This is a genomic window from Granulicella tundricola MP5ACTX9 (genome assembly GCF_000178975.2).
GTDB classification, from domain to species: Bacteria; Acidobacteriota; Terriglobia; order Terriglobales; family Acidobacteriaceae; genus Edaphobacter; species Edaphobacter tundricola.
In genome coordinates, this window is the sequence record NC_015064.1 from 2,701,694 (window position 1) to 2,726,110 (window position 24,417).

A 24,417-nucleotide genomic window follows, 5' to 3' on the forward strand; every position below is an offset into this window, starting at 1 on the left:
TCCCGCGGAGCTTGGCTTCCAATGGAAACCAGCAAACTATGAGGATGTAGTCGTTCTCTCAGTTATAGCCGACGGATGAACCAGGCGCGTCGTCACGGTATAAAAAGCCTGGCCAGCCCGAGTCAGACTACGATCATGCCGCGAGATAATCGCGAGATTCCGTGGGATTACGATCTCTTCACTCGGCACGATATGGACCAAACCTGCACGCGACTCGGAGAGTACGTTGATACGGGGCAGGAAGCCAATCCCCATTCCCGCGATGATCAGACGTTTCAGCAATTCGTAGGAATCGAGCTCCATTCCAATCTTCGGACTGAGCTTCTTCTGCGTGAACAGTTGATCGAGGTGCTCACGTCGCTGCCCCTGTTTTGGAACAAGAAGGCTGTGTTGCGCGACCTGCTTCAGTGTGACGTTGGTACACCCAACAAGAGGATGCTCAGGCGGGACCACGAGCACCCACCGGTCCTCATGGATCAACTCGACATGAAGCCGCTGGTCAGTCACCGGAAGCGAGACCACTCCAAAGTCAGCCTCTCGATTGAGAACGGACTCGATTGTTTTAGATCGTTCAGCCCGCATGATATTGAGCGACACGCGCGGGTAACGCTTCTTGAACGCGGCAAAGAACGTCGGTAGAACATAGAGGGCCGTGGAGTCGTTGGCGCTGATCAGAAGACTACCCCGCGGTGATCGCTCCAAGTCAGCGATTGTCATGCTGATATGGTTCAGGCGCGTGATGCAATCCTCCGCGAAAGGCTCGAAGACGCGGCCCGCCGCAGTCAGAGTCACCTTGCCTCCCCCCCGCTCGAATAACCGCACCCCAATCACTTTCTCCAGTGACGATATCTGTGCGGAGATGGAAGGCTGTGTGACGAGAAGCTTGACCGCAGCTTTGGAAAAACTCTTCTGCTTTGAAACTTCCAGGAAAGTCTTCAATTGATCGAAGTCCACGTACAGCCCCTTTCTACTGTCATCCGTGTTGTGTACCGCAAGCTGGTTGGTTCAGCAGTTGCGGGTGTGCGAACAAGCGAACATCTCAGCGGCTTCGGTCGGAACGTTATGCGAATTTCGTGCGGGTCTAGGCATAGTTATAGCAGCTATAGGCGATTCCAATGACAGACCTACAGATTTATGCGCGCCATAGGGAAAAGCAATTCTGTCCTCTCAACACGATGCGGCACGCTAGGATTCAGTCATCAACCCCAGGGAACATTTGTCCATTCGGACCTGAATCGCAACGGCGTGATGCGTTGACGGATACCTCTGTATCCGCAACACAAACTGGTTATGCCAGTGGAGGATCTCTATGCAAACTTTCTGTCTTCGTTCCGGCCGCCGCATCCTGCTCGGCCTCGCTCTTGCCCTGGCAAGCTCTTCCCTTCTATCGGCTCAGACGAACACAACAGCCTTGAGCGGCACAGTGACGGATGCATCTGGGGCACTCATGCCCGGAGTTGCAATCAGCATCTCCAATCCAGCCTCCGGATCGGTTCAGAACACCAGCACCCACTCAAAGGGAGAGTTCTCTTTTGACCAGATTCCGCCGGGCACATATGTGGTGAAGGTTTTGGCACCGGGTTTTTCCGAGCAGGACGAACAGGTTGAACTGCTGGTGGCCACGCCGGTGAAGATGGACTTCAAGCTTACCGTCGGCACAAGCGAGGTGGTCAACGTCGAGACTAATATCGCCGCACTGAATGCAACCGATGCCTCGCTGGGCAAAGCATTCGACAGCAAACAGATTCAGAATCTGCCTTATCTGGCGAACAACATTACATATCTGTTGTCATTGCAGCCTGGTGTGCTGGCGCTGGATAGCGGTGCGCAGACGGGCGGTTTGAACACAGATACGCGCACGGGTATCGTGAATGGCGCACGGCAGGATCAGACGAACATCAGTCTTGATGGCGTCGATAACAATGACCAAACCAATGGCTATGCGTTCAACGGCGCACTCCGTGCGACACGTGAATCAGTGGAAGAGTTCCGGGTTACGACGACGGGAAGCAATGCAGATGCAGGCCGTTCCTCCGGCGGTCAGGTCTCTCTCGTTACCCGCTCGGGAACCAATACCTATCATGGCAGCGCTTACGAGTATTACCGCGGCGGGATCGGTCTACAGAACAACTGGTTTAATAAGCAAACACAACTCAATACCAATACGGGCAATGTGCCTCTGAAAGTCCTGCAAAATACCTATGGTGCTTCCTTCGGCGCGCCAATCATCCGGGATAAATTGTTCTTTTTTGCCGCGTACGAAGGCTTCAAGCAGGCCAGCGATCAGCAAGTTGCGGCAACTGTACCGTCGCTATTCAGCGCAAGCGGTACGGCTCAAGGCTTGGTTACTGGGAACGTGACTTACCAAGTCTGCCCTTCATCGGTTGTCTGTAAATCTTCCACGGCAACCAAGACCTTGACGCCGACTGACATTGCAACACTCGACGGCCGCGCCAACGACCCAGTTTGCAGTACCTCAGCATGCACCGCGCCGACCACCAATGCAGCGGCAATCGCCTATATGAAGCAGTTCCCGTTGGCCAACAACAATACGGGTGGCGACGGTTTTAACACGGGCACCTATAGTTTTGCTTCCCCGCTCCCGTTACACCAGATTACAAACATCGCTCGTGTTGACTACACGATCAATCCACGACAGACGTTGTTTGTTCGCGGAAACCTGCAGAGCGATAATCAGGCAGCAGCACTCACGTTCCCTGGCCTGCTTGCTGCGTCCAATACGTTCGGCAATAACAAGGGAATGGCTGCCGGTCACATCTGGAATTTGAACAGTGCGATGAGCAATAACTTCCGCTATGGTTTCATACGGCAGGGCACTGCCACGCGAGGTACTGGAAGCCAGCCTTACGTAACGTTCAGCGCCTTCACCACGATCTCGGCCACCACAACGTCTACCATTTACAAGATCACTACGAACAACTTTGCCGATGACTTCACGATTACCAAGGGCCGCCATACGATCCAGTTTGGCGTCAACGATCGTCTTCTTTCGAACAGCCGCTACTTCGACTCACCTCTGCTTTCCAACGCCAGCGTGACGTCGAGCCTTCTGGCACTGGCTGCAGTTGCAAACACTGGCAGCAGCTATGATCCAGCGATCGGTACCTGCGCTGACTGCGGAACGGTATCAAGTGGCTTTGCGAACTCGTATAACGCCGCGATTCTAGCTAACGGCGGGGTTATCGAAAGCGGCAAGTCGGGAACCGAGTATCTTGTCCAGAATGGCTCCCTTGTACCGGCTGGCGCAGGCGTCGTTCCGACACACATTTACCACAATCTGGAGCAGGAGTATTACATCCAGGACCAGTGGAAGGCTAGTCCTCGATTCACTGTGACTGCGGGTCTGCGGTACAACTATTACGGTGTTCCGTATGAGATTCATGGTCAGCAGATTGCGCCGACGATTGCGGCGAACACTCTGCTTCAGAATCGTGTCGCTGGCGCTAACTCTGGAACTTCTTACAACACGCCGATTTCGTTTGCGGTGTCCGGCTCTGCGAACAACGCGCCTAACTTCTGGACTCCGCAGAAGGGTAACTTCGCTCCACGCATTTCGTTTGCCTATGCGACTCCGGATAATCGCACTTCGATCCGCGGAGGCTTCTCATTGGTGTTCGATCACTTTGGTGAAGGAGTCGTCGATTATTACGACGCGGGAACTTCTTCACTGCTTTCGCTTTCGAAAAGCAACACATTTTCTTATACGGATGTGAACACGAATCCGCGTTTCACTGGCTATCATAATGTGCCGCTCGGCACCGTAACCGTGGCTACCACAGCCCTACCGGCAACGCCGGCAAACAACGAGTTCACCTTCCTGAAAACTGTGAACAGCATTCAGAAGACTCCTTACGCAGAGGCATTCAACTTCACCATCCAGCGTGAGGTGACGCATGGCTTGACGTTGACTGGTTCTTACGTTGGGCGCCTTGGCCGTCACCTCTCCGATGCGATCGACGTGGCCCAGCCGAACAACCTTCTGGATACGGCGAGCCAGCAAACTTATTTCCAGGCTGCCACCGCTTACGACAAGATGATCGACGCCGGTGTCGCGACCAACACAGTCGCAAACACTGGCTACTTTCAGAATTTGTTCCCCAAGGCTGCTTACAAGGGGTTCACGGGTGCGCAGGCGTTCTATGCGTTCATGGCTGCAAATCGCGGAAATGAAACGGCTGCGCTCTATCAATTCGACTACACGGCTGGCGCGGCGTCTTCCCCTGCCGGGCAGAGCAATCGATTCTTCTATCCGCAGACATCTTCCATCTACGTGCAATCCACGATCGCGAACAGCAACTACAACGCCCTGCAAATGTCCGCACGGCATGTCCTGCGGTATGGACTGGAGTACGATCTCAACTACACGTACAGCAAATCTCTTGATCAGGGTTCGTCACCTGAGCGCTCCGCCTCTAACTACATCGTGAACACGGTCAATCCGAGCCAGATGTATGCTCCTTCAGACTTTGACGTGCGCCACAATATCACAGCGAATTACAACGCTCCTTTGCCTTTCGGTAAAGGCAAACCCTTCCTCGGTCATGCAAATGGATTAGTGGATCGTCTGATTGGCGGTTGGCAGTTGAACGGAGTCGTCCACTACAGCACGGCGTTCCCGTTTTCAGCTAGCATCAGCAACGGTTTCGGCACGAACTTCGATTCGTCCAGTAACTACATCCAGACAGGTCCAATCCCAACCGGAGGCCATCATTACGTGCCAGGCGGCAACTACGAGACTGCGCTGAACGGCATTACCGTGACACAGGCGTTCGCAAACCTTCGGGCCGCCTACGTGGGTGAGACGGGACAGCGCAACAACTTCCGGGCCGATGGATACTTCTCCATGGATGATGGCTTCTCGAAGTCCTTCCGGACGTTCCGCGAACAGGCCTTCAAGATCCAAGTTGAAGTATTCAACGTAACGGGCTCGACGCGCTTCAACGCTTTAACTGCTACCGGAAACAGCACGAAGTTTGGTCAATACACGGGAGGCTCTGCTACTACGACTGGATTGCTCGGGCAGCCACGGCAAATGCAGTTCTCGGGTAAATACTCGTTCTAATTGGGATTTGGGAAGCGCGAGGATGACTCTTCGCGCTTCCCTTTTTCTGTGGGATTTTTCTGGTAAAACAAGTATGAGATTGAGGGTTGGAGCTGAGACGATGCGGTTGAATCAGTCAGTAAATTTAAGATTCGGGATCGTGGTGGCTTGCGCGGTTGGGATGGGAAGTGCGGCGGCGGTCCGGGCGCAGGAGCCTGCGAATCAGGATAAGACTGGACGGGGGGCCACCGGGCATAAGAAGGCGGCACCGGATGCGGTGGGGTTGGCGCCGGGGGAGGGGCGCGTTGGGCGGGGTGGGAAGGAGACGCAGCCGGAGAAGGTGGTGTATGACTATGAGCTGCCGGGGGCGGATGGGAAGGGTGTGCCCTTGAAGGAGTACAAGGGGAAGACGCTGCTGATCGTGAACCTGGCGCGGAACTCCAGCTACAACTCGCAGGTGGCGGCGCTTGAGAAGTTGAATGAGAAGTACAAGGAGAAGGGGCTGGTGGTGATTGGGGTGCCTTCAAATGACTTTGGGGCGGGGGAGCCGGGGACGGATGCGGAGATCCAGAAGGTCTATAAGGTGGACGACAAGGTGACCTTTCCTGTCGTGGCCCGGTCGAAGGTGACCGGAGATGATGAGCTTCCGTTGTATTCGTATCTGACCAAGGAGAAGGCGGTTCCGGAGAACGGGCCGGTTCACTGGAACTATACGAAGTTTCTGATCGACAAGAACGGCAAGGTGGTGGCACGGTTCAATCCGGATGTTGCCCCGGACTCGCCTGAGATGTTGTCGACGCTGGACCAGGTGCTGGACGGGCGGTTCAAGCCGAAGAAAGCAGGCGGACCCGGTGGTCCGGGTGGTGGCGGTGGAGATGATGGGGACCCACCGGCTTAGCGCCTACTTCTTCAGCGTTGCAAGGTAGTTCCGCCAGCCACCCAGGTTTGTGATTTCAAACGCATCCTGGGTGGCTTCCGGTTCTACGAGGAAGCCCATGACGAGCGTGCCATCTTCCAGACGGAGCTTGCCGATGGAGAGTGGCTGGGGGACTCCGTCTACGAACGATCCGACCGTGTCGGAGGGGAGCGCCCAGATCTCGACTTCAATTCCCTTCCCTTCAAAGCCGGGGACGCGGACGAGGCCAGGCTTGGGAGGCGTGGTGTTCTTGAGAGCGTAGAACTTGTAGTCGGGGTGGGTGCGGCAGGTGCGGACGAGCTTGCCGCCGCGATCGGTGAGCTGCCAGTTGAGGGGCTGGCCGGTCAGGTGGGCTCCTACGACTGCCATGAGCAGGGTGCCGGTCGGGGTTGTGGCGGGCTTCAGCGGTGTCGTGCCGGCAAGGAGGTCTTTGCTGCCGCCGAGGGTCTGGTTTAGCTTGCGCTGCAGGCTATCGGCGAGAGGCAGGAGGGCGGCTTCAGCGAGGGTCTTGCCGATGAGGGTTACGCCAAAGGGCAAGCCGTCCGGGCGCATGCCTGCGGGAACGGCTACGGCGGAGAGGTCGAGGAGATTGACGAAGTTGGTGTAGAAGCCGAGCTGGGAGTTGCGCTCGATGGGGGACTCGGCGATCTCGGCGTGGGTGAAGGTGCGGGGTGCGGTGGGCAGGAGGATGAGGTCGAAGGCCTTCCATGCCTGCTCGGTCTGGCGGAGGTGGTGCTGGAGTTTGTAGGCGGAGTCGAAGTAATCGACTGCGGTGTAGCTGGCCGCGCCGTTGATGATTTTGGCGACGGTGGGGTCCATCTCGGCGGCGTGGGCCTGGATGAAGTCCGATATGACGGCGTAACGCTCGGCGACCCAGGGGCCCTTGTAGAGGAGTTGAGCTGCGGCGAGGAGTGGGGCGAGGTCAAACTCGACTGGTTCTCCGCCGAGGCTCTTCAGGGCGGTGATTGCCGCCTGGTAGAGGGCTGGGTTGTGGGTGTCGCCGAAGAACTGGAGGGCGGACGGGGCGGGGACGCCGAACTTGAACGTGCTTGCCGCCGCCCAGGGGGATGCGCCGGCTCCGGGGGTTGGGGTGCGGGAGTAAGGGTCTTTGGGGTCGGGACCGGAGGCTACGTCGAGGACTGCGGCGGCGTCTGCGGCGGTCTGGGTGAAGATGGAGACGCAGTCAAGGGTTCGGCAGGCGGGGACTACTCCGTGGGTGCTGAGGACTCCGCGCGAGGGCTTGAGGCCGATGAGGTTATTGAACATGGCGGGCACTCGGCCGGAGCCCGCAGTATCCGTGCCGAGCGAGAAGGCGACGAGGCCGCTGGCGACTGCTACGGCTGAGCCGCTGCTCGATCCGCCGGAGATGTGGTCTTTGCTGAAGACGCTGGAGGGTGCGCCGTAGGGGCTGCGGGTGCCGACGAGGCCGGTGGCGAACTGGTCCATGTTGGTCTTGCCGATGAGGATGGCTCCGGCGGCTTCGAGTTTCGCTACGACCGTGGCGGACTCGGTGGGGGTGAAGGCGTAGGCGGGACAGCCGGCGGTGGTGGGGTGGTTGGCTACGTCTATGTTGTCCTTGACGGCAAACGGGATGCCGTAGAGGGGGAGCTTCGTGGGGTCCTGGTTTTGGAGGGCGGCGGCGCGTTGGAGGACCTGCTCTTTGGGGATGAGGGAGATCCAGACGGGGTGGACGCCTTCGGAGGCGATGCGGGCGAAGATTGCTTCTACGATCTGGGCTGGGGTTGTGGTGCCAGCGGCGTACTCGCGGTGCAGGGCTTCGATGTTCATCGTTCTCCTTGGTTTTAGGGGTAGGCCCTACCCCGGTCTTTGGTGCAAAGTCTTCAAAGCATTGGACTTAGGTCTGGACTGGAGACGGAAAGTCTTGTCTTTGAAGAATTTAGGCTCTAAAGTCTTCAAAACAATGGGTTTATGAGGCGAATCCCACCCGGATTCTTTGTTGTTTTATATCTTTATGATATCACGTTGGGATGGATGGTTCGGTTAGCCTATCTCGTTTGGAATGAATGAGTTATGGGCGGTGGGGCTTGACAGGTGAATTTGCTGGTGTTTTTGAGAGTGTTTTGGCGATTTTTCTTGAAAATAATTTTGGGGTGGGTGGTTTTCTTCCAGCTATGAGCTATGAGCCGCCAGCTTTGAGCTAAGGCAAGTGCGAGGGCAACGGCTTGGGATTAACCAGTTTCGGGTTGCGAGTTGGAGTCGCGAGTGAAGCAACGGCAAGAGCGAAGACAAAGGCGGAAACAGATTTCTTGCTGGAATGCTACCCAAGAAGTAAATGCACGGAGAGCGATCACTCGGAACATGAGATCGCCATCATAATCCGAGATTAGAGACGGGGGAGACAAACGATGGAAGGTGAATTCAAGGCGGATCGGCGCAATTTTCTGGCGAGTGCGGTCACGGTGGCTGGATCGGCTCTCGCGGCAGGGCTTGGCCAGTCCGAGGCTTTTTGCGAAGAGGCTGCAGGACAGGTGCATCCGGCGGCGGGGTCTTCCCTTTCGTTCGATCACCTCTATGACAGCTCTGTTCTGGCTACGACGCTGAAGGGCGAGGCGGCGGATCGTTTGGCTCTGCGGAGACTGGTGGATGCGTGGGCGCACTGTGCGGACCGGAGACTGGCGGAGCAGCAGGCAAACCTGTTTGTGCCGGACGGCGCGATCGTGAACTACGAGGGTGATCCCAGGACGCATAAGCCGCATTCGACGATCAAGGGCCGGGCGGCGATCCAAAGTGCTTTGGCTGTGCTCAATTCGTTTACGGTGACGTTGCATATGAATGGGCAGAGTGATGCGTTGATCCAGGGGGATCGGGCGATTGGGGAGAACTATTGCATCGTGCACCAGTTCACGGAAGCGAACGGTCAGCGCAAGTGTCAGACGCTTGGGATTCGGTACTACGACCAGTTTCTGCGGCAGGAAAGCCGGTGGCTCTTCGTGGAGCGGAAGGTGGTGATTGATTGGTCGGATAGCCGGTTGTCTTTGCCGTAAAGGCACGACAACAGCAACGACAACCGCAGGTTCCCTTCGGGAAAGACAACTAGAAAAGCAACTACGAGGGGCGGAGGGAGATCAGGATCTGGCCGCTGGTGACTAACGAGCCGAGGGTGCAGTGGACCGCTTCTACCGTGCCGGCGGTGTGGGCGGTGATGGCGATCTCCATCTTCATGGCGTCCAGGACGACCAGCTTCTGGCCTTCTTCTACCTTGTCTCCGGCTTTGACGGGGATCTGGAAGACGGAGGCGGTGACGGAGGAGGAGACGGGTTCGCAGCCTTCAGGGACGACTACGTCAGGGGTGTCGGCGGGGGCTTCCGCGGGCTCTACGATGGTCATCTGGCCGGCGGCGATCCAGCGTTCGCGCTCTGCGTTGAAGGCGGCCTTCTGGTGAGCCTTGAAGGCTGCGGCTTCAGGGGCGATGGAGTCGAGGAAGGCGAGGTAGTCGCTGAGCTTGAAGGTGGTCTCTTCTACGCGGAGCTGATACTGGCCGTGGGGGAAGCGGGCGCGGGCGTCCATCAGCTCCTCCGGCGAGACGGGGTAGAAACGGATCTGGTCAAAGAAGCGCAGGGACCAGGGCTTGCCAGGGGTGAAGGCCTCCGTGGTCTTCCAGGGGTTCCAGACCTGGATGGTGCGGCCTACGAGCTGGTAGCCGCCGGGGCCTTCCATGCCGTAGACGCACATGTAAGCTCCGCCGATGCCGACCGCGTTTTCAGGGGTCCAGGTGCGGGCTGGGTTGTACTTGGTGGTGACGAGGCGGTGGCGCGGGTCGACGGGGGTGGCTACGGGTGCGCCGAGGTAGACGTCGCCCAGGCCGAGGACGAGGTAGCTGGCTTCGTGGACGATGCGGTAGACGTCATCGATGGAGTCAAGGCCGTTGATGCGGCGGATGAACTCAATGTTGGACGGGCACCAGGGGGCGTCCGGGCGGACGGCTTGCATGTACTTTTGCTGAGCCAGTTTGGCCTGGGGATCGTCCCAGGACAAAGGCAGGTGGACGATGCGGCTGGGGACGGTGATGTCGGTGAGGGGGGGCATGGCCTCGTCTAACGCGGCGAGGGTGTCTATGAGTTTGGCGCGTACGAGGATGCGGCTGTCGTAGTGGATGTGGAGGGAACGGATGCCGGGGGTGATGTCGATGATGCCGGCGAGGTTGGCGGCGCGGAGGTTTTGCTCGAGGACGTGGACTCGGAAGCGGAGGGTGAGGTCTAGCTGGAGGGGGCCGTATTCGACGAGGAGATATTTGTCGCCGTCGGCGCGGAAGACCATGGGGGTTGGGCGGGTGGTGAGGGAGAGGATGACTGCAGGTTCCTCCGCTTCGCTGCGGAATGACAAAACGGGGGAGGATTGTTCCGCTTCGAGCGAACTACTGAGATTCTCCCCCGTCGCTTCGCTTTGGGGCAGAATGACCCCCGTTAGAGATGGGAGTGGGGTGGTGAAGGATTGGAGGAAGGTGTCTTGGGCGCGCTCCATCTGTTCAGCCTGGGCGAGGGTTAGGCGGTTGAAGTGGACGGTGTCGCCGGCTTTGAATTGGCCTAGCTTCCAGAGTTCGGCCTGGACGATGGTGGCGGGGCAGACGAAGCCGCCGAGGGATGGGCCGTCGGGGCCGAGCATGATAGGCATGTCGCCGGTGAAGTCGATGGTGCCGATGGCGTAGGCGTTGTCGTGGATGTTGGAGGGGTGGAGGCCGGCTTCGCCGCCGTCGGGGCGAGCCCATTTTGGCTTGGGGCCGGTGAGGCGGACGCCGGTGCGGTCGGACTGGTAGTGGACCTTCCAGTGCGTGGCGAAGAGCATCTCAATGTCTTCTTCTGTGAAGAAGTCCGGGGCGGTGTGAGGGCCGAAGAGGACGCCTACCTCCCAGGCTTTGGCGAGCGGTGGGGCCTGGGCTATGGGTAGGGCGATGGGTGCCGTAAGGGTGACGTCTGGTTGGCCGAGGTGGAGGACGTCTCCGCCGCGCAGGGCACGGCCGGCTGCTCCGCCGAAGCCGCCGAGCATGAAGGTGCTTCGGGAGCCGAGGTAAGGCTGGGTGGAGAGGCCGCCGCGGATGGCGAGGTAGGCGCGGACGCCAACGTTCGAGGCCGCGCCCAGCGAGAGGGTGTCGCCGGTGTGGATGGGGATGGGGGTGAAGGGCTCGACGGGTTTGCCGTTGAGTTTGGCGTTCATGTCCGCGCCGGTGAGGGCGATGGTGGTTTCGCAATCGAAGCGCATGCGTGCGCCCATGGTGGCGAACTCGATGGCGGCGGCGTTGTCCGAGTTGCCGACGATGCGGTTGGCGATGCGGAAGTTGAGGTGGTCCATGGGGCCGGAGGGTGGGACGCCGACGTTCCAGAAGCCGGTGCGGCCGGGGTAGTCCTGGATGGTGGACTGGGTGCCGCCTTCGAGGATCTCGATGGCATTGCGGGCGAAGGTGAAGGTGCCGAGGAAGGCGGTGGTGACGGTGCCGGATTGGAACTCGGGGGAGCGTGCGACTTCAAGGAGGTAGTGGAGGTTGGTTTCGGTGCCGTCGATTTTTGTGGCTTCTAAGGCTGTCTGGAGTTTGGTTAGGGCTTCGGTACGATCCTTTCCGGTGACTATGATCTTGGCGATCATGGGGTCGTAGAAGGGGGTGATGGTGGAGCCTGATTCGATCCAGGTTTCGGTGCGGGAGATTTCAGGGCCGGGAAAAGTGACTAGGGTTAGTTTGCCGGGGGTGGGCTGGAAGTTGCGGGCGGGGTCTTCGGCGTAGACGCGGGCTTCTATGGATGCGCCGGTGAGGGTTACGTTGACCTTCGTTAGGTCTGGGAGTTCTCCTGCGGCTTGCTGGACCATCCATTCGACTAGGTCGATGCCGGTGACTTGTTCGGTGACGCCGTGCTCGACCTGGAGGCGGGTGTTGACTTCGAGGAAGTAGAAGTCTGTGGTGTCTTCGTCGTAGATGAACTCGACGGTGCCGGCGTTGGCGTAGTCGACGGCCTTACCGAGGAGGACGGCGGAGTCGTAGAGGTGCTTGCGGGTGGCGGCGGATAGGCCGGGCGCAGGGGTCTCTTCGAGGACCTTCTGGTGGCGGCGCTGGGCGGAGCAGTCGCGCTCGCCGAGGGCGATGACGTTGCCCTGGCCGTCGCCGAAGATCTGGACTTCGATGTGGCGGGCGCGGGCGACGTACTTTTCAAGGTAGACGCCGGAGTCTCCGAAGTTGGCTTTGCTGAGGCGGAGGACGGAGTCGTAGGCCTCTTCGAGCTCGGGTGCGGAGTGGCAGACCTTCATTCCGATTCCGCCGCCGCCGCCGGAGCTTTTGAGCATGACGGGGTAGCGGAGGGTTTCGGCCTGGGTCAGGGCGTCTTGCTTGTCTGCAAGGAGGCCTGTGCCGGGGAGTAAGGGGACGCCGCATTGTTTGGCGGTGGCTCGGGCGGTGTGCTTGAGGGCGAAGGCGTCGATGTTGGCGGGAGTGGGGCCGATGAAGACGAGGCCGCGTGCGGTGCACTCGCGCGCGAAGGCGATGTTCTCCGAGAGGAAGCCGTAGCCGGGATGGATGGCCTGTGCGCCGGTCTGGGCAGCGGCGGCGAAGATGGCGTCGAAGGAGAGATAGCTCTGGGCGGCGGGGGCGGGGCCGAGGAGCACGGCCTCGTCAGCCTGGAGGACGTGGAGGGAGGTTGCGTCGGCCTCAGAATAGACGGCGACGGAGGCTACGCCCATGCGGCGGAGGGTGCGGATGATGCGGGTGGCGATGGCGCCCCGATTGGCGATGAGAACTTTGGTGAACATTATCTAGGCGTTCCAGATCAGGACGCGGGCGGGCGTCGGGTTGTAGGCGTTGCAGGGGTTGTTGAGCTGGGGGCAGTTGGAGATGACGATGAGGACGTCCATGTCGGCGCGGAGCTCGACGTATTTGCCGGCGTCCGAGACACCGTCTTCAAAGGTGAGCTTGCCGGCAGGGGTGACGGGGACGTTCATGAAGAAGTTGATGTTGGCGGTGAGGTCGCGCTTGTCGAGATCGCGGCCGGTGCTCGCGGACCAGGTGAGGGCTCCTTTGAGGAAGGACTGGCGGCAGGCGTGCATGGAGCGCTTCTCGATGTCGTAGCGGACCATGTTGCTCTCGGTGGAGCAGGCTCCGCCGAGTGTGTCGTGGCGGCCGCAGGTGTCGGCGACGATGGTGAGAAGGGTGTTGCGCTGGGTGGAGATGAGCCTGGTGCCGGTGGTGAGGTAGATGTTGGCCTGGGCGCGGATGGTGTCCTGCGCGCTGTAGCGGTCGGCGTAGTTGTGGGCGTTGTAGAAGAGGGTGTCGACGGCTTGGTTGCCTTCGAGATCGACGATGCGGACGAACTGGCCCTGCTTGATCTCGTGGACGAAGGAGTCGCCGGCTCGGATGATCTCGTCAAGGAAGCATGCGTCTGTGAGGCGGGGGCTTTCCTGGATGATGGTGTCTGACATTTACATTCCCTTTCAGGGCTACTGGAAGTAGCGCTCGGTGAGGGTGAAGCCGCGAGTGTTCTCGGGACGGAAGTTGCGGCAGACATCGTCTGGGCCGGGGGCGGGGACCTTGCTGAGGGTGAGTTCGACCTGCTTTGCGGCGTAGTCCGGCGAGGGGTCCATGGGGTGCTGGCAGGAGTTGAGGATGACGAGGGTGTTCATCTCGGCGCGGATCTCGACCGAGGTTCCGGGCGCTGCGTTGTTGGGGATGAAGTGCATGGAGCCGTCGTCGTGAACCTCTACCTTGCTGAAAAAGCTGACGTTCATCATGAGGTCGCGGAGGCCGAGGCCGTACTTGGCGAGCTCGATGAGAAAGCCATCAAGGGCGTTCTGATGCCAGGCGTTGCGGGCTTGCTGGTAGGGCAGTTCGCCGTACTTTGCGGCGACCATGGCGGCGTCCGAACAGCCGCCGAGCGGGTCGTGCCAGCCGACAGTGTCCGCAGTGATAGAGCAGAGGATGCGGGCCATGTCCGAGTAGAGGACGGCTCCGGTGGTGAGGCGGGCAATGTGCTGGGCCTTGAGGGTGTCGGGCAGGTTGAGGCGCTCGGAGAAGTTATCCGCGTTGAGCAGGATGGCGGCGACGTTGGGGTTGGGGTCGAGGGCGGTGAGGCGGAGCGAGGTGCCGCGCTTGAGGATGTGAGACCAGGTGGCGTTGCCGGGGAGGGTCTCGGTCCAGAGGGTTTCGTGCTTCTCTTGCGTCAAGATGATGATCTTTCTCCGGGGCTTCCGGCGTCTTGAAAGAGTGCCAAGGCTCGGGGCTAAAGCCCGCTGCATTGGTTGGGCTATTCGTGGGGCTAAAGCCCCACGCTAATCCGAACTACGACAGCAAATACAAGCGCGACATCCCCATAAGTCTACTGTGCGGGTGGGATGCGCCATACGTTGGCCTGGCGGAGGTTTGAGAGCCAGACGGAGCCGAGGCCTGCGCGGACTCCATCGCCTCCCTGCCCTGCCCATTGCTTGACGACGGTGTTGGTTTTGGGGTCGACCTGGGTGAGGGGAAAGTCGAACATGGCGGCCCATACAGAGCCTTCGCCGAAGGAGATCTCGCCGCCTTCACCGGGGATGCCGCACTTGATGGTGGCGGCGAGCTTACCGGACTTCATATCGACGCGGGAGATGGTGCCGTCACCCTGGTTGAGCGTCCAGACGGAGCCGCCGCCCACGGTGAGGAAGCGCGGCTTGGGGCCGATGGGGATGGTGGCGACGATCTTGTTGGTGGCGGGATCGACCTTGAGGAGCTGGTCGTGCTCGAAGGAGGAGATCCAGACGAAGCCCTCACCGAAGGCCGGGTTCTCTGAGCCTGTGGGCAGGTCGAGCGTGGAGGCAATGGCGTTGGTTTTGGGATCGATGCGGATGAGCTTGCTGGTCTTGATGACGAACCAGATGGAGCCTGCGCCGGCGGTGATGCCGCCTTCCGAGTTGGCGGCTTCCGCGAGGATGCTGGCGGTAATCTTGCCGGTTGCGGGGTCGATGCGCTCAATCTCCTTGGTGGGGCCGCAGCTTGGGGCCCAGATGCTGCCGAAGGCGTCGGCGAGGCCGGCGCAGGGGCGCTTGACGTCAGCGATGAGGCCGACGGTGTTGGTGGCGGGGAGGAGTTGCACGACGTGGTTGGCGCGTGCGCTGGAGACCCAGACGGCGTCTTTGGTGACAACGGACCAGTCGGGCGAGCCTTCTACCGGGAAGACGGCGTCGTGCTTGAGGGCGTCAAGCGGGAGGCTTACGCCGGGGGTGGCGACGCCGGGGCGGACGATACGGGGTGGGCGCGGTTTGGCCGGGGCCGCGGGGGTTGGGGCCTCGGTGGGGAGGGATGGGGCCTTTGGCGGCTCCGGTTGCTGAGTGTGGAGGAACGGCGCAAGAACTAATGAGGAGGCGACTGCGAGCGAGAGCAGAGTAGAGCGAGAAGGTGTCTTGAACGGCATTCGATCTTGTCTCCGTCGCGCGAGGAGTTGAGGCTCGCGCAGGTACGCTCGTCTGAGCTTTTGGGATACCTCCACTAGAACAAACACGGGGCGCGGAATGCATGAACATGGGAATTTTCTATGGAGTGAATAGACAGAATAGAGGTCATAGGCAAACCCTATGAATGCGATTGGCCGATTCCATACCGCGCGACTGCCCAAGGTGAACTGCCTAAACTTTGGTCATGGCCCAAATCCTTACCAGAGCCGTACTGAAGTCCGGTACGATCGAGCGCGGCTCCCTGCCTCAGATCCGTAGATGTTGCAAGATGTCGTTGATTGCCGCTGCCGTTCTGGTGGGTCTGCTGCAGACGTCCGCTGCTCCTAAAGCCCTTGCCGAGCCCGCTACATTTACGGTGGGCTGGTCTGTTTATGCGGGTTGGAATCCTTACTTCTATATGCAGAAGTCCGGGATTCTAAAGAAGTGGGCGGACAAGTACGGCATCAAGATCAAGGTTCAGCGGTTCGACTATGCCGCCTCGCTGGACTCGTTTGTAGCCAAGAATATCGATGCCTGCACCATGACGAACATGGAGGCGCTGGATATGCCGGCGGCCAGCGGAGTGGACTCCACCGTGATCATTACCGGGGATTACTCGAACGGCAACGATGCGGTGCTGACTCGCAATGGGTTGACCTTCGATAAGCTCGCCGGGCACCGCGTCATGCTGGTGCAGAAGACAGTCTCCGAGTACCTGCTGGAGCGCGGCATGGTGATGAGCGGGCAGCAGGCCAAGCTTGGAAGCCTGAAGCTGTTGAACACGTCTGACTCCGACATTGCTCCGGCGTTTTTGAACAACGCCTCCAACGAAGCAGTCGTCACGTGGAAGCCGCTGGTGTCGCAGATCCTGGTGGACAAGGGCGTTCATTCGATCTTCGATTCGTCACAGATTCCGGGCGAGATTCTTGACCTGCTGGTGGTTCGGACCGAGGTGCTGAAGCGGCCGGATGGGTCCGGCGAGAAGTTTGCCAAGGCCATGAACGGCGCGTGGTACGAGACGATGCAGCGCTTGACCGGCAACGGCGCACCGCAGGCCGAGGCGCTGAAGGTGAGCGCGGCTGCTTCGGGTGATTCAGTTGACTCCTATAAGAGCCAGTTGAAGACGACTGCGCTGTTCAGCACGCCCAAGGCCGCGGCCGACTTCACGACCAGCCCGACCTTGAAACAGAAGATGGACCTGGTGCGGCAGTTCTGCTTTGCACATGGGTTGCTGGGTAAGAGCACGAAGTCTGTTGACGATGTGGCGATTGCGTATCCGGACGGTTCCGTTCAGGGCAAGAAGGATCGTGTGAAGCTTCGGTTCGACGCAGGTTATATGCAGGCAGCACAGCAAGGAAAGCTATAGACATGAGCAGCTTCGCCCCATTCGATATCCAGGCCCGGCCGAATCGCCTTGTTGCACAGGCGCTCTCGTTCGTGTTCTTCCTGGTGTGCCTGGGGCTGTATGTGCATACGTCGAAGGTGCGTCATGCGGATAACCCTGAGGACCGCATTGTGCCGAACGCGCAGCAGTTGCGTGCGGGCATTCATGCTTCGGTGCTGGAGCCTGCTGAGGAAGATGACTATATTGCGCCGGATGGAGCTTCGAAGTGGGAGCGGTTTCACCACTCGATGATCTGGAAGGACACGCTCTCGAGTGGGCGGCGTTTTGGCATTGCGCTACTGCTGCTGGTGCCGGCGGTTTTGCTGGCGCTGCACATTGGGCTGTTCCCTTACTTCAATTCCGGCGGCATGCGATTTCTCCTGTTCTTCGACAAAATCGTGGCGCTGTCGTTGCTGCCGATTCTGTTCATCGTGTTTGGGATCGACGAGTGGTCGAAGATTGCACTGATCGTGATTGGCGTTGCGCCGACGATGATGCTGGACGTGATCCAGATGGTGCGCACGGTGCCGCAGGAGCAGGTGGTGAAGTCGTTCACGCTAGGCGCGAATGACTTCGATGTGGCGTATCGCGTGATCTTCCGGCAGATCCTGCCGCAGATCATCAACAGCCTGCGGTTGAACTTGAAGCCCATCATGCTGTTCCTGTTTGCGGGCGAGATGATTGCGGCCTCAGACGGGCTGGCTTACCGGATTGCGATCATGCGGCGGCATATGGGGATGGATGTGATTCTGCCTTACGTGCTTTGGGTGGCGCTGCTGCTGTTCTGTGTGGATCTCTCGTTGCGAATCGTGAACAGGAGGATGCATCCATGGTTTCAGTCCTAGAGCCGATGCCTGAGACTGTCACGACCTCTGCCGCGAAGGCTGAGGCTACGGCGATCCATATCGCCGATGTGTCCGTCTCCTACGCGACGAAGAAGAAGACGCGCAAGACGATTCTGAATGGGGTGAACCTCGAGATCGCCGATGGTGAGTTCGTCGTGCTGCTGGGCGAGACGGGCTGCGGCAAGAGCACGCTGCTGCGGATGATCCTGGGGCAGGAACTCCCGGCTGCGGGTGCGGTGTTTGTGCGCGGCAAGAAGGTAGAACGGGTGAGTGCGCAGTGCGGGTATGTGCCGCAGAAGTATTCCCTGTTTCCGGACCGGACGGTGATGGGCAATCTGATCATGGGGCCGGAGACTTCGAAGTTCCATATTTTGGGGCGGCTGAGGCCGGAGTTCAGGGCGTTTCGGCGAGAGGTCAAGGCTGAGGCTCTGCGTCAGTTGCAGCATATGGGGCTTCATGCGACGGACGCGGACAAGTATCCGCATCAGCTTTCAGGCGGCATGCAGCAGCGGGTGGCGATCGCGCAGGCGCTGATGATGAAGCCGAACGTGCTGCTGATGGATGAGGCGTTCAGTGCGCTGGACCCGGCGACCAGGACGAGTCTGCAACGGATTCTGAGGACGGTTTGGCTGGAGACGAAGCCGACGGTGGTGTTCGTGACGCACAACACGGCGGAGGCGCTGTTTCTGGCGACTCGCGTGATTGTGCTGGCGAAGCAGGGCGTCAACGGGCAGGACGGCGCTAAGGTTGCGCTGGATCTGAAGCTGCCTGAGACGGGCATGAGTTTGAAGCGGAACGGGCAACAATTTCTGGATTTGGTAGAGCACATCGAAGACGCGTCTCGAGGATCGGCAGTGGCCGATGAGTCGACGCCCAGCCCTGAGGAAGTGCTATGAAGAAGCTATGGCTCGCTGGAACGTTTACCGCCCTGACCCTGAGCTTGACCGCTGGTGCGCAGCAGGCTGCGCCCGCCGACAAGATCCATGCCGCGGCGTTGAAGCCCGCGGGTGCGGGTGGCGATCAGCAGAAGTACTTTGAGGATAAGGTTCGTCCGGTGCTGGCGCAGAACTGCTACAAGTGCCACACGTCGGAGGCCATGGGTGGGCTGCGGCTGGACTCGCGCGAGAGAGTTCTGAAGGGTGGCGATACGGGGCCGGCTTTGATTCCGGGTGCGCCGGAGAAGAGCCTGCTGATCGAGGCCATCAACCAGACGGGCGATCTGAAGATGCCGCCGAAGGGCAAGAAGCTGACGGATGGCGAGATTGCTTCGCTGACCGAGTGGGTGAAGAACGGTGCGGCCTGGGATGCAGCGGAATCGACCAAGCCGATTACCGCTACGCTTACGGCGGCTGCGGTGAAGGGTGGCGCGGGCGAGGAGTACTTCGAGAATAATGTGCGGCCGATCCTGGCGCAGAAGTGCGGGACATGTCATGAGGATCGCTCGTCGGGCGGCCTAAGGATGATCTCGCGTGAGGCGCTGCTGAAGGGCGGGGACTCCGGGCCAGCGATTGTCCCGGGTGATCCCGACAAAAGCCTGTTGCTGACGGCGGTGCATCAGACGACCGAGTTGAAGATGCCGCCGAAGGGCACGAAGCTTTCCGACCAGGAGATTCAGTCGCTGACGGATTGGATCAAGATGGGCGCGCCTTGGCCTGCGAGCACGGTTGCGGTGCGTGAAGAAGGCAAGCAGATCACCGATGAGATGCGGGCGTGGTGGTCGTTCCAGCCGCTGAAGGCTCCGGCGATTCCGGTGAACAAGAATGCGGGCTGGGCGAAGTCGGATATCGATCACCTGGTGCTGGCGAAGCTGGAAGCGAAGGGTATGTCCCCTGCTGCGGCGGCGGACAAGCGCACGTTGATCCGGCGCGCGACGCTGGACCTGACGGGGCTGCCGCCGACCGAGGAAGAGGTTACGGCGTTCGAGCAGGACAAGGACGCCAATGCGTATGAGAAGGTGGTCGATCGTCTGCTGGCTTCGCCGCGGTATGGCGAGCGCTGGGGACGGCACTGGCTGGATGTGGCGCGGTATGCGGATGATGATATTCGCGGTCTCGACCCGCGCGGACGTGGGTATATGCCGCTCGATGGCGCGTATGTGTATCGCGACTGGGTGGTGCGTGCGATCAACTCCGACCTGAGCTACGACAAGTTTGTGAAGATGCAGCTTGCGGGCGACCTGATGAGCAAGAAGCCGACGCCGGATGAGCTTGAGGCCACATCGTTTCTGGGCGCGGCTCCCTGGATCTGGGATCAGGCGGAACCGGCACAGGGCCGGGCGGATGAACGCAATGAGCGGATCGACGCTGTGACTCGTGGGTATCTTGGGCTGACGGTTGCGTGCGCTCGCTGCCATGACCATAAGTACGATCCCATTCTGGCGAAGGACTACTACGCGCTGGGCGGTGTGTTTGCTAGCTCGACCTACAAGGAATATTCGTTCGTCCCGGATGAAGAGGTGACGTACTGGCACGATAAGTTCAACAAGGCCGACAAGATGGATGAGGCCGTGCAGGCCTACAACAAGACCGAGTCCGAGCAGTTGGCGAAGGCGTTCGCTTCGGAGAGCTCGGCTTACATGGTGGCTGCGTGGCGAGTCTCCGGCAAGCCAAAGATGAAGGTGGAAGACGTCGCCGAGAAGGACAAGCTGGACCCTGAACAGCTTGACCGTTGGGTGAAGTTCCTGGGCAAGAAGCAGACCTTCTACCCCTACCTGCATGACTGGCAGATGATGATCGCGCAGGGTGGGACGGAGGACCAGGCGAAGTATCTTGGCGATGCGTTCCAGGGCTTGATTCTCGATCTGGAGATGGAGCAGAAGCAGCTCGAAGAGGACAACAAGAAAATCGAGGCGAAGGCGGATGTGCCCACGCGGCGCAAAAAAGAGGCCAAGCCGAACGAGTTCGACACGTATGACGAGTTCTGCCCGGGCTGCACGCTGGAGCTGAAGGTGATGACCCCGGAGCGCGCGAATCTTTACTCCGATCTCTTCGTCCGGGCGCTCTCTTCCGACAGCGAAGGACGCGGCGAGCCAGGCTTGTTTGCTTATCGCGGATGGGCGTTGCGGCGGCGGCTTGGACCGACCGAGCAGCAGTACCTGGCGGACCTGGAAGTCCAGGGCAAGAAGATGCATAAGGACATGCCGGAGCAGTATCCGTTTGTCCATGGCTTCACGGATCGTCCGAAGGCTGTGAACATCGCGTTGAATCTGCGCGGAAATCCTCATGCGCTGGGACCGGAGATTCCACGGGCGTTCCCTGAGGTTCTGGGTGCGCCGGGGAAGAAGCCTTACACGGAAGGCAGTGGCCGGCTTGACCTTGCGAACGATATCGTGGCCAGTCCACTTGCCTCGCGCGTGTGGGTGAACCGGGTATGGAAGTGGCACTTCGGCACGGGCATCGTAAACTCGCCGGACAACCTGGGCAAGGTTGGCGATCCGCCGTCCGATCCTGAACTGCTGGACTATCTTGCGATCTCGTTCCAGAAGAACGGCATGTCTCTGAAGAAGCTGCAGAAAGAGATCATGATGTCGGCGACCTACCAGCAGAGCTCGAAGGAGAGCCCGCTGGCCAAGGAGACCGATCCGGATAACCGGCTCTACTCGCACTTCTCCATGCAGCGTCTGGATGCCGAGCAGTTGCGTGATTCGATCCTGTTTGTCGCGGGCGATCTCGATACGAGCAAGCTGGGCGGACCCGCGAAGCCGCTGGGCACGGATAACACTCGCCGGACCTTGTATGCGAAGGTCAGCCGCTTCCGCATCGATCCGTTCCTGCAGGAGTTCGACTTCCCTAACCCGACGTTTACGGCCGAGCAGCGCTTCTCCACCAACGTGCCGGTGCAACGGCTTTACTTCATGAACAATGCCTTTGTGTACTCGCAGGCCGGCAAGCTGGCGGCGCGGGTGTATGCGAAGGGCGACGATGCCGCACGCATCAAGGACACCTACCAGATCCTGTTCAATCGCGCCCCGACTGCGGAAGAGTTGCAGCTTGGCCTGACCTTCCTGAAGAACACGCCGGAGCGTCCGGGCTACCTGGTCAACCAGGAGCCGCTGACGGCCTGGAAGCAGTACGCGCGTGTGCTCTTCAGCTCCAACGAGTTCGAGTACCTCAACTAACGCAACAGACATGTGTTCCGAATGGAGACTATCCATGCTTAAACCGAAACCAATCGATCGTCGTGACGCACTGAAGAGAATCGGCGGAGGCTTTGCCTTCATGAGCTTCGCCAGCATGCTGGGCGAGCAGATTGCGCAGGCTGAGACCGCTGCCCCTGTGAATCCGGGGCCGGATCAGTACATGCTGAAGGACCCGAAGTTCAAGCCCAAGGCCAAGCATGTCATCTTTCTGTTCATGAACGGTGGGCTTTCGCACATCGACAGCTTCGACCCCAAGCCGATGCTGACGAAGTTCGATGGGCAGCCCATGCCGGGCGGAGACCTGGGCCACGAGCGCAAGACGGGCAAGCTGATGAAGTCGCCGTTTGAGTTCAAGAAGTATGGCAAGAGTGGCATCGAGGTCAGCGAGCTCTTCCCCAATGTGGGCGAGTGCATCGACGATATCTGCGTGGTGCGCTCGGTCTTCACGGAGATACCAAACCACGAGCCGGCGCTGATCATGATGAACACCGGCGCGAACGTTGCGGGACGGCCCTCCATGGGATCATGGCTGACCTATGGTTTGGGCACGATCAACAAGGATCTGCCGGGCTTCGTCGTCCTCTGCCCCCAGGTTCCAACCACCGTCGGGCCTCCGCTTTGGAGTTCCGCGTTTCTGCCGCCCATTCATCAAGCAACGTACGTCTCTTCGGACACCAAACAGAAGGACTTCGATCCGTACAAGCTGATTCCGGACATTCATAACGAACGCTTCGACATGAAGGCGCAGCGGCAGGAGCTTGATCTGATCAAGAAGCTCGACGATATGAACATGGCGGAGAACCAGTCGACTCCGCAGCTTGAAGCGACGATCGGCTCCATGGAGACGGCGTACCGCATGCAGACGGAGGCGCCGGAGGTCTTCGATGTGCGCAAGGAGTCTGCCGCGACGATCAAGATGTACGGCGAAGGCAGCACGGCACGCGGATGTTTGACTGCGGCGCGGCTGATTGAGAAAGGTGTGCGCGTGGTGCAGGTTTACTACTCGCAGGGCGACCCGTGGGATCACCATGCCGATATCCTCATGCATCGCAAGAACGCCAAGGACTCCGATCAACCGTTTGCAGCGCTGGTGAAGGATCTCAAGGCGCGTGGACTGTTCGACGAGACGATCATCGTGTGTGGCTCAGAGTTCGGCAGAACGCCGGTCGTGGAACTGGGCGGCGCGGGCACGCACAACGGTCGCGACCACAATCCGCACGGCTTCACCATGTGGCTTGCCGGGGGCGGCATCAAGGGCGGCATGACCTATGGCGCGACCGATGACTTCGGCTGGAAGGTTGTGGACAAGCCTGTTCACGTACACGATATCCATGCGACGATTCTGTATCTCATGGGCATCGAGCACACTAAGCTGACGTACCGCAGCAGCGGCCGCGACTACCGTCTGACGGACGTTTCCGGCAAGGTCATCCACGACATCATCGCTTAGAACAGAGGTTATTGCTTGCAGCAGACTGTAGCAGTTCGGGTCGTCTTATCGTTGCTGGCGCTTGGGCTTTCGGGCTGCAAGGCGACTCAGCCCAGCAAGCCGGAGACGGCAGTGGCAACCTGGGTCAAGCTGCACGTCACGGTCGGCGGAAAGAAGGATGTGAACCCGGTCCATGCGGATGCGGCAGCCATTGCGGACGGCAAGCAGTTGTTCGGCTCATACTGCATGGTCTGCCACGGACTGGATGGACAGAACACCGGCGTGCCGTTTGCCGCGACCATTTCACCGCCTGTTCCTTCGCTGGCAAGTGCACAGGTTCAGGCGTATTCGGACGGGCAGTTGAAGTGGATCATCAAGAACGGGCTGTACCCGTCCGGGATGCCACCGTCCACAGGAGATTTTTCCGACGACGACATGTGGCGGATGGTCGTCTACATCCGTCATCTGCCGCCGAAGGGCAGTCTGGGAGAACCGGCTGTCTATGGCGGGAAATAGTTCAGAAATTCTTTGGGAGGAGCCGTCAGAAGCACTCGCTGATGCACGGTAGCGCAGCAGACCGTCGCAACCAATTTATTTTGTTCTACTTAGCATGAAATGATCAGGATTCGTCGAGCCCGAAAGAGTCTCTCTCTTTCGGCTGTCTCCGAGTTCTCGTACCGCTACGCGCCCCAAAATTGACACAAAATGCACCGGTTACGGTCGACAGGCGTCAAAGCAGAGGGCTATAGTCTGTTTTGCCTTCTGAAGCCAGGCCATCGGCTCTAACGTGTGCGGTCTTCCCCGTTTGGAGCTGGTCTGGTGGATTTATTCACGTACCTGTCACCGTGACCCTGCTACACCGTAGATCCTGCAGCTCGTGTCGCACTTATTTTGGAGCTTCAAAATGCGTACCATGAAATCTGTTGTACTCCCCGCAGCAGCTGCCCTTTGCCTTCTTGTACCTTCCTTCAGCGCGTTCGCGCAGGCAGCACCCGCACCCACCGCCCAGACCGCCAAAAAGGGTAAGACCGTGAAGTTCACCCTTCAGAATACGACCAAGGCACCGATCGCTTTGAAGAGCGGCGACGATCAGATCTCGCTCGCCGCCGGTGAGTCGCGTGCGGTCAAGATCCCCGCCGGCACCCGCATCACCACCGTTGCCGACTCGTCCACCGGACCTTCCGGCACGGTCGTCACCGAGGTCACCGAAGACATGGGCGGCGCAACCGTCAACCTTCGGTAACTCA

At 59.7% G+C, this 24,417-nt stretch carries 16 protein-coding genes; 10 read left to right on the plus strand and 6 right to left on the minus strand.

Annotation, left to right across the window (positions count from 1 at the left end; all coding sequences use genetic code 11):
- Positions 1-36: 36 nt before the first annotated feature.
- Entirely contained in the window at positions 37-954 is a 918-nt protein-coding gene (locus tag ACIX9_RS11525) for a LysR family transcriptional regulator (protein WP_013580662.1), read from the minus strand.
- Positions 955-1,309: 355 nt separating this feature from the next.
- On the opposite strand from ACIX9_RS11525, the gene ACIX9_RS11530 reads away from it, so the two are divergent.
- Positions 1,310-5,083, plus strand: a complete 3,774-nt coding sequence (locus tag ACIX9_RS11530) for a carboxypeptidase-like regulatory domain-containing protein (protein WP_013580663.1) — start codon at positions 1,310-1,312, stop codon at positions 5,081-5,083.
- 142 nt (positions 5,084-5,225) lie between these two features.
- Positions 5,226-5,960: a glutathione peroxidase gene (locus ACIX9_RS23810; RefSeq protein WP_232298702.1), complete on the plus strand. Its 735-nt coding sequence runs from the start codon at positions 5,226-5,228 to the stop codon at positions 5,958-5,960.
- 3 nt (positions 5,961-5,963) lie between these two features.
- Here ACIX9_RS23810 and atzF read toward each other — a convergent pair whose 3' ends face one another.
- A complete protein-coding gene (gene atzF, locus ACIX9_RS11540; protein WP_013580665.1) occupies positions 5,964-7,766 on the minus strand; it encodes an allophanate hydrolase in 1,803 nt (600 codons plus the stop codon).
- 578 nt (positions 7,767-8,344) lie between these two features.
- Between atzF and ACIX9_RS11545 the strand changes: the two genes are divergently transcribed.
- A complete protein-coding gene (locus tag ACIX9_RS11545) occupies positions 8,345-8,983 on the plus strand; it encodes a nuclear transport factor 2 family protein (protein WP_013580666.1) in 639 nt (212 codons plus the stop codon).
- Between the two features lie 61 nt (positions 8,984-9,044).
- Here the strand turns inward: ACIX9_RS11545 and uca are convergent, their stop codons facing one another.
- From uca to ACIX9_RS11565, 4 genes are all read right to left on the minus strand, one after another.
- Positions 9,045-12,728: an urea carboxylase gene (uca, locus tag ACIX9_RS11550; RefSeq protein ID WP_013580667.1), complete on the minus strand. Its 3,684-nt coding sequence runs from the start codon at positions 12,726-12,728 to the stop codon at positions 9,045-9,047.
- 3 nt (positions 12,729-12,731) lie between these two features.
- A complete protein-coding gene (locus tag ACIX9_RS11555) occupies positions 12,732-13,394 on the minus strand; it encodes an urea amidolyase associated protein UAAP2 (protein WP_013580668.1) in 663 nt (220 codons plus the stop codon).
- Between the two features lie 18 nt (positions 13,395-13,412).
- Positions 13,413-14,135 carry an urea amidolyase associated protein UAAP1 gene (locus tag ACIX9_RS11560; protein ID WP_013580669.1) on the minus strand — a complete coding sequence of 241 codons (723 nt, stop codon included), beginning with the start codon at positions 14,133-14,135 and terminating at the stop codon, positions 13,413-13,415.
- Positions 14,136-14,287: 152 nt separating this feature from the next.
- Positions 14,288-15,355: a Vgb family protein gene (locus ACIX9_RS11565; protein ID WP_013580670.1), complete on the minus strand. Its 1,068-nt coding sequence runs from the start codon at positions 15,353-15,355 to the stop codon at positions 14,288-14,290.
- 224 nt (positions 15,356-15,579) lie between these two features.
- Here ACIX9_RS11565 and ACIX9_RS11570 point away from each other — a divergent pair, with 224 nt between their 5' ends.
- From ACIX9_RS11570 to ACIX9_RS11600, 7 genes are all read left to right on the plus strand, one after another.
- On the plus strand, positions 15,580-16,740 hold the full coding sequence (locus ACIX9_RS11570) for a putative urea ABC transporter substrate-binding protein (RefSeq protein WP_013580671.1): 1,161 nt from the start codon (positions 15,580-15,582) through the stop codon (positions 16,738-16,740).
- Positions 16,741-16,742: 2 nt separating this feature from the next.
- Entirely contained in the window at positions 16,743-17,603 is an 861-nt protein-coding gene (locus tag ACIX9_RS11575; protein WP_013580672.1) for an ABC transporter permease, read from the plus strand.
- Positions 17,588-18,499, plus strand: coding sequence for an ABC transporter ATP-binding protein (locus ACIX9_RS11580; protein WP_013580673.1), 912 nt, complete (start codon positions 17,588-17,590; stop codon positions 18,497-18,499). Before ACIX9_RS11575 ends, ACIX9_RS11580 begins: the two co-directional genes overlap by 16 nt.
- Complete coding sequence (locus tag ACIX9_RS11585; RefSeq protein WP_013580674.1) at positions 18,496-21,720, plus strand: PSD1 and planctomycete cytochrome C domain-containing protein; 3,225 nt, start codon at positions 18,496-18,498, stop codon at positions 21,718-21,720. Before ACIX9_RS11580 ends, ACIX9_RS11585 begins: the two co-directional genes overlap by 4 nt.
- A 34-nt stretch (positions 21,721-21,754) precedes the next feature.
- Positions 21,755-23,191: a DUF1501 domain-containing protein gene (locus tag ACIX9_RS11590; RefSeq protein ID WP_013580675.1), complete on the plus strand. Its 1,437-nt coding sequence runs from the start codon at positions 21,755-21,757 to the stop codon at positions 23,189-23,191.
- A gap of 15 nt (positions 23,192-23,206) precedes the next feature.
- Positions 23,207-23,686 carry a c-type cytochrome gene (locus tag ACIX9_RS11595; RefSeq protein WP_013580676.1) on the plus strand — a complete coding sequence of 160 codons (480 nt, stop codon included), beginning with the start codon at positions 23,207-23,209 and terminating at the stop codon, positions 23,684-23,686.
- 397 nt (positions 23,687-24,083) lie between these two features.
- The gene (locus tag ACIX9_RS11600; protein WP_041597071.1) at positions 24,084-24,413 is read left to right on the plus strand and encodes a hypothetical protein; all 330 of its coding nucleotides are present in this window, start codon (positions 24,084-24,086) and stop codon (positions 24,411-24,413) included.
- The last annotated feature ends 4 nt before the right edge of the window (positions 24,414-24,417 follow it).

Bases quoted from the DNA above. Each gene is read 5' to 3' on its own strand.
- ACIX9_RS11585 (WP_013580674.1), top strand. From the start codon at position 18,496: ATGAAGAAGCTATGGCTCGCTGGAACGTTTACCGCCCTGACCCTGAGC.
- ACIX9_RS11545 (WP_013580666.1), top strand. From the start codon at position 8,345: ATGGAAGGTGAATTCAAGGCGGATCGGCGCAATTTTCTGGCGAGTGCG.
- atzF (WP_013580665.1), bottom strand. From the start codon at position 7,766: ATGAACATCGAAGCCCTGCACCGCGAGTACGCCGCTGGCACCACAACC.
- ACIX9_RS11580 (WP_013580673.1), top strand. From the start codon at position 17,588: ATGGTTTCAGTCCTAGAGCCGATGCCTGAGACTGTCACGACCTCTGCC.
- ACIX9_RS11600 (WP_041597071.1), top strand. From the start codon at position 24,084: ATGAAATCTGTTGTACTCCCCGCAGCAGCTGCCCTTTGCCTTCTTGTA.
- ACIX9_RS11570 (WP_013580671.1), top strand. From the start codon at position 15,580: ATGGCCCAAATCCTTACCAGAGCCGTACTGAAGTCCGGTACGATCGAG.
- uca (WP_013580667.1), bottom strand. From the start codon at position 12,728: ATGTTCACCAAAGTTCTCATCGCCAATCGGGGCGCCATCGCCACCCGC.
- ACIX9_RS11565 (WP_013580670.1), bottom strand. From the start codon at position 15,355: ATGCCGTTCAAGACACCTTCTCGCTCTACTCTGCTCTCGCTCGCAGTC.
- ACIX9_RS11555 (WP_013580668.1), bottom strand. From the start codon at position 13,394: ATGTCAGACACCATCATCCAGGAAAGCCCCCGCCTCACAGACGCATGC.
- ACIX9_RS11530 (WP_013580663.1), top strand. From the start codon at position 1,310: ATGCAAACTTTCTGTCTTCGTTCCGGCCGCCGCATCCTGCTCGGCCTC.
- ACIX9_RS11575 (WP_013580672.1), top strand. From the start codon at position 16,743: ATGAGCAGCTTCGCCCCATTCGATATCCAGGCCCGGCCGAATCGCCTT.
- ACIX9_RS11590 (WP_013580675.1), top strand. From the start codon at position 21,755: ATGCTTAAACCGAAACCAATCGATCGTCGTGACGCACTGAAGAGAATC.